The 6,059-nt window shown below is 42.3% G+C and carries 6 protein-coding genes; all 6 read left to right on the forward strand.

Features of this window, described 5'->3' with window-relative positions:
* Positions 1 to 1,332 (forward strand): FGGY-family carbohydrate kinase (locus ON09_RS21870; protein WP_010603209.1); only part of this gene is annotated, 1,332 nt, incomplete at its 5' end.
* Positions 1,332 to 2,783 (forward strand): FGGY-family carbohydrate kinase, encoded by a 1,452-nt coding sequence (locus tag ON09_RS21875; RefSeq protein ID WP_010603210.1) that lies wholly within the window; start codon positions 1,332 to 1,334, stop codon positions 2,781 to 2,783. The genes ON09_RS21870 and ON09_RS21875, both read left to right, overlap by 1 nt.
* Entirely contained in the window at positions 2,776 to 3,375 is a 600-nt protein-coding gene (locus tag ON09_RS21880) for a histidine phosphatase family protein (protein ID WP_010603211.1), read from the forward strand. The genes ON09_RS21875 and ON09_RS21880 overlap by 8 nt, the downstream gene beginning before the upstream one ends.
* 5 nt (positions 3,376 to 3,380) lie before the next feature.
* The gene (locus tag ON09_RS21885) at positions 3,381 to 4,328 is read left to right on the forward strand and encodes a glycerophosphodiester phosphodiesterase family protein (protein ID WP_010603212.1); all 948 of its coding nucleotides are present in this window, start codon (positions 3,381 to 3,383) and stop codon (positions 4,326 to 4,328) included.
* 15 nt (positions 4,329 to 4,343) lie between these two features.
* Entirely contained in the window at positions 4,344 to 5,585 is a 1,242-nt protein-coding gene (locus tag ON09_RS21890) for an MFS transporter (RefSeq protein WP_010603213.1), read from the forward strand.
* A gap of 20 nt (positions 5,586 to 5,605) precedes the next feature.
* Positions 5,606 to 5,917: an FAD-dependent oxidoreductase gene (locus tag ON09_RS21895; RefSeq protein ID WP_202947181.1), complete on the forward strand. Its 312-nt coding sequence runs from the start codon at positions 5,606 to 5,608 to the stop codon at positions 5,915 to 5,917.
* The last annotated feature ends 142 nt before the right edge of the window (positions 5,918 to 6,059 follow it).

Consider the following 6,059-nt stretch of genomic DNA (forward strand, 5'->3'; position numbering starts at 1 on the left):
GACCTTGCCTATCCTGAAGCTCTATATTTTGAGCCGTCAGTATTGTGGCAACAAGTTCATCGTTTGGCTCAAAAAGTTTTGCTGCATGCTGTATCTTATCAGGTGGTCGCCATCACCGCTACCAGCCAGCGGGAGGGAATTGTATTGGTTGACAGTGAAGGTAAAGCGTTAATCGGACTGCCCAACATCGATCATAGAGGTCGTGAGTGGGAAGATATCATTAGTGATAAATCTGCCGTTTATAAATTAACAGGACGTTACCCCACTTCACTATTTTCAGCCCTAAAATTAGTAGGCATCCGAAACAAGAGAAAAGATATCTGGGAGGCTTATCAAACTTTCATGAGCATTAGCGATTGGGTGGAATTTATGTTCTCCGGAGTATTGCATTACGAACATTCGCAGGCATCAGAAACGCTGCTTTATGATGTGGCCGAAAAAAGCTGGAGTGAATCGCTTTGCGCCACCTTCGACTTAAATATCACCACTTTAGCACCATTGACTGATTCCGGCAGTATATTGGGAAAAATTAAAAGTGGTGTAGCCGAATATTTCAATGTTGATGATCAGGCGGTAGTGATTGTTGGCGGGGCGGATACGCAGTTGGCTGTAAGAAGTACGCAGCCTGCTGAAAACGATGTGGTAATTGTTTCAGGAACAACTACGCCAATAATAAAAATTACCGGAACTTATGCGCTTGATGCGCAGGAGCGAACCTGGACTGGAAGGCATATTGATGAAGAAAATTTTATGCTGGAGGCCAATGCGGGTGTAACCGGTCTAAATTATCAGCGCCTCAAAGAAGTTTTTTATCCAAATGAAGACTATGAAGTAATTGAGCAGGAACTAAAAGCCCTGGGCTGCTTTAGTTGTGTAGCCTCTTTGGGCTCGCTATTGGCCGATGAAAAGTCGCCGCTCACCCGCGGAGGATTTTTATTTGATGCACCAGTTTCACACGAACTGAGCAGAGCAAGTTTCGTTTGGGCAACACTTTGGGATATCGCTTGTAGCATCAAAGGCAATTATGATAGTCTTTGCGAGGTTAGTGCACATGAACATGATTACATCTGGGCCTGCGGTGGCGGTGTGCAAAGCAAAACGCTCCGTCAGTTCATTGCGAATTTACTTGGAAAGAAAATTATCATATGCGACAGTTACCGCCAGTCTTCAGTTGTAGGTGGGGTTTTAATTTGTAACGATGCTTTGGGGAAAACGCAGCCTCAAATCACCATTATGGAGACCATTTATCCGGAAAAATCCGCTACTGATGAAAAGAACCTGACAGACTGGAAAAAAACGCGATCATCTTTTAGAGATTTACTATCCCAATAATGGAAGCATATTTTTTAGGCATTGATATCGGAACGCAAGGAGCAAGAGTGGTTTTACTTTCTGCACAGGGAGAATTAATTGGCGAAGAAGAAGAAGTATTTCCCATCAATGAGGGATCAAGAGAAGAGCAGTCGCCAGAGGCATGGTGGCAATCGTGTTTATCATCGCTAGAAAAATTGCTTTTGAGCGTACAAATTGACCGGACAAAAATCCTTTCCCTTTCCGTTACGTCAACTTCCGGAACAGTGATTCCATTGGATGAAAATCATCAGCCACTGCATCAGGCCATTATGTACAGCGATAAGCGATCGGCCGCTCAGGGAGAGATTTGTACCGCTGCTGCGCTTAGGTATCATAATAAAGGTTTTACCGGTTTCAATTCATCCAGCGGGCTTGCAAAAATGCTTTGGTTTATTCAAAGTTATCCTGAGAAAGCAAAAAAAATTCATAAATGGGTTCATGCAGCTGATTATATCACTGGAAAATTAAGCGGTGAGTTTGGTATTACTGATTATACCAACGCCTTTAAATCAGGATATGATGTTGGCGACTATTATTGGCCGGATTATATTTCAACTGAACTGGGTATTAAAAAGGAATGGCTGGCAAAAGTTGTGCCTTCTGGTACTGTAATTGGAACCATTGATGTTGCTTTAGCAGGGCAGTTGGGTTTGCCTTTAAAGGTAGCGGTTACAGCCGGAATTACAGATGGCTGCGCCTCGCAAATCGCTTCAGGCGCCATGAAACCCGGTGATTGGAATACCACAATTGGTACCACAATGGTGATTAAGGGCGTTACTAAAAAAGAAATTATCGATAGGGAGGGAAGGATCTATTCTCACCGTCATCCAGCGGGTTACTGGATGCCGGGCGGTGCAAGTAATACCGGTGCCGACTGGGTTTCTGCAAAATTTGGCAATGACTTACAAAAGCTAAATGAGGCAGCGGCGAAACGCATTCCGACAGGAATAATTTCTTATCCTTTGATACAAAAAGGAGAGCGTTTTCCAATGATGGCGCCAAATGCTTACGGCTTTGAGGATGAAAATTTATCAAGCGAAGAAAAATTTACCAGCAGTATGGAAGGCGTGGCCTACTTGGAAAGATATGCTTTTGAACTGATTAGTCATTTATCAAAAGAGAAAATTAACGTTATTTATACAGCTGGAGGTGGAAGCAAAAGTGATGTCTGGCTTCGAATCAGGGCAAATGTAATGCGTTGTCCAATCATCAAAATGAAACATGTTTCCGGCGCTGTCGGAGCCGCAATATTGGCAGCGTCTGCAGTTTATTTTGACGATATTATTCAGGCTGCTAATGCGCTTACCATTGTGGAAAAGGAATTTTTACCAGAAACAACCTTGGCAAACCAATACGATATTTATTACCAGGAATTTTTAAGAGAATTAGTGAAAAGAGGATTTATCAAACAAGAGGAAATTTATGCTTAAGGTATATTTATTAAGGCACGGAGAAACCGCCTATAATGCAGATGGGAACCGTTATTGTGGCAGAACAGATATTGAATTGACTACAAAAGGATTACGGCAGGCAAAATTTGTTTTTGAACAGCTGCGTGATACCAAAATCGATGCGGTATATTCTTCCCCGCTTTTTCGGGCAAAAAGAACTGCCGAGATTGCTTCGGGCGAGCGGGATGTTTTTATTGATGAGCGGTTGATCGAGGTTGATTTCGGCAATTGGGAAGGCAAGACCAAAGAAGAATTTATTGCAGAAAACGCAGAACCCTGGGATAAGTGGATGAGCGATCCTGAAACAAGCAGGGCAGGGGAAACCGGAGAATCGGGAGCAGAGATTGTAAGCCGGGTTGCAAGCTTTTTTGATGAAATGATCGCCAAACATCAAAATCAAACCATTATGGTGGTGGGGCATAATGGTATTAACCGGTTATTTATGGCCAGTAAACTAGGGATGCCCCTTAAAAATTATCGCCAGCTGGCCCAACAAAATTCATCATTAACTGAAATAGAATTTGATGATAATGGTGTAATGACTTTAAAACTGCTAAACAGTAAAATATAAAACCAATGAAGCTTAACTTAAAAGGAATTGTTTTATCGCTGGGATTTTTTTCTTGCCTGCCTGGCGCCTTTGCGCAAACGAATATCAATACGCTAAAAATTAAAAATATAGCCGAGCTCCAGCAGTTTTTTAATTACACCGGAAAATCTACGCCAATTATCAGTGGACATAGAGGTGGAACAGTAAAAGGTTTTCCTGAAAATTGTATTGCAACTTTCGAAAATACATTAAAATATACACCGGCTTTTTTTGAGATCGATCCCCGGTTAACCAAAGATAGCGTGATGGTTTTAATGCATGATGCCACGCTGGAGCGTACAACAACAGGAACGGGAAAAGTGTCTGATTATACTTTTGCTGAACTCCAAAAATTCAGATTGAAGGACCCTGAAGGACATGTAACGGAATACAAAATTCCAACGTTAAAAGAGGTGATTGACTGGAGCGCCGGCAAGACCGTGGTAAACCTCGACCGCAAGGATGTTCCGCTGGAGATGCAGGAACGGATTTTAAAAGAAAACCCGAATAAGGTTATCATGATTACTGTTCACGACGCCAGGCATGCCAAATTTTATTATGATCAAAATCCTAACCGAATGTTTTCTGCCTTTGTGAAAACTAAAAAAGCATTACAGGAATATGAGGCGGCGGGGATCCCATGGAAAAATATGATCGCATACATTGGCCCAACAAACAAGCCAGAGAACAAAGAACTTTTTGATATGCTCCATGCCCGCGGCGTCATGTGTATGATTTCTGCAGCGCCAACTTATGATAAACTTGCTGACAGGGGAGAAAGAGCAAAAAATTATAGAGAAACTTTTGAACAGGGTGCCGATATTTTAGAATCTGACCTACCCATCGAAGTAGCTTCAGCCATAAAAACATTGCTTCCAAAAGATAACCCTAAAGCTAAATTCTTCGGAAAGTTGAATCTTCCTAAAGACAAATAAAAGATCTACTCATAAATGGCTTCAGTACTCACAAAACCCGAAAGTAGACGTTGGTTTATCATATCAGTGATATTCCTGGCCATTGTTTTTAATTACTTCGACAGGCAAATTGTATCAATATTGAAACCTGTTATTAAAAAAGAATTTCAATTGGGTGATGATGGCTATGCTTTTATCCTGAATATTTTTACCATTTGTTATGCCTTGATGTATCCTGTAACCGGATGGTTAGTTGACCGTTTTGGAGCGAAACTCACCATGTTTTTCGGTATAATTGGATGGTCGGTGGCCTGTATTGGAGGAGGCATTTCCCGCAGTGTTGGGCAATTTACTTTTTTTCGTGGCATGCTTGGTATGGCAGAGCCGACTAATTTTCCAGCGCAGCTCAGAGTAGTTACCATTTGGTTCCCCGGAAAACTTAGGGCTACAGCCAACAGTCTCTGCGTGGCAGGAAGTTCCATCGGAGCGATTATTGCACCGCCGCTGGTGGCATGGCTTGCCATCACCTATAACTGGCATACTGTTTTTATCGTAGCCGGTATCGTTGGACTCATCATCGCTGCACTTTGGTTTTTTGTTTACCGTGAACCACCAGCTCATATTTTGGCAGAATCTACTGGCAGCACTTCTATAAATGAGGATGCAGGTTTCAAATGGTCAAAGCTCTGGAGTACCCGAAGTTTGTGGGGTGTTTTATTTATTCGTTTTGTTACCGATCCGGTCTGGTATTTTTGCCTGTTCTGGCTGCCAGGTTATCTTCAGGAACAGTCAGGACTAAGTTTAAAAGAAATGGGATTATACGGCTGGATTCCATTTTTAGTGGCCGATTTAGGTGCTATCGGAACTTCTGCCTGGTCTGACTATATGGTGAGAAAGGGTAAAAAACCACTTCAGGCCAGAAAAATTATGCTTAGCTCTGTGGCGGCCCTTGCGCCATTTTGCATTCTAACACCTTATTTACCCAGTGCATTTTCTACCTTATTAATTTTTAGCACGGTAGCGATTGCCTGCCTAAGCTGGCTGTTTACTATTAGCGTGGTGGTTGCAGAAGCATTTCCTACAAGAAACGTCGCCAGTGTATTGGGTATTGCAGGTGGCTTTGGTGCTTGCGGAGCGGTATTATTTAATTATTTTGTAGGGCAGTGGATGGGGAAAATTGGTGCCGAACAAATATTTATTGTAATGGCATTTCTTCACCCCATTGGGGTAATCATATTGTGGACGATGATTCGGCCTGAAAAGCCAAAATTGATTTAACAGATTTTTTATTTATGGATATGGAAAATAAGATTTTAACAGTTACAGAACCCGCAAAGGAACTACCGATCCGGGCAAATGTTGATGTTTTAGTAGTAGGCGGCGGGCCATCTGGTCTTATTGCGGCCCAGGCTGCTGCAGATGATGGCTTAAAAGTAATGCTGATTGAAAGCAGGAGTTTTGTCGGCGGTAACATGACCATCGGACTTCCGATCCTTGGCTTTTTGGGTCAAAAAGGAAACCAGATTATCAAAGGCCTGCCGCAGAAATTTATTGATAGATTAAAAGAAAAAATGCATCCAGCGAACATCGGCCTTGCCCTTTGCACATGAGCCTTACTTTGGTAGAGCCAGAAGCTGTGAAAAATGTAGGGTTGGAAATGCTTTTGGAAAGTGATGTTGAGGTATTGCTCTACGCCTTCTGCGCAGGAGTAATTAAAGAAGAAAATCACCTTAAAGGCATCATCATTGAAAG

The organism is Pedobacter agri PB92 (genome assembly GCF_000258495.1).
Taxonomy (GTDB): Bacteria; Bacteroidota; Bacteroidia; order Sphingobacteriales; family Sphingobacteriaceae; genus Pedobacter; species Pedobacter agri.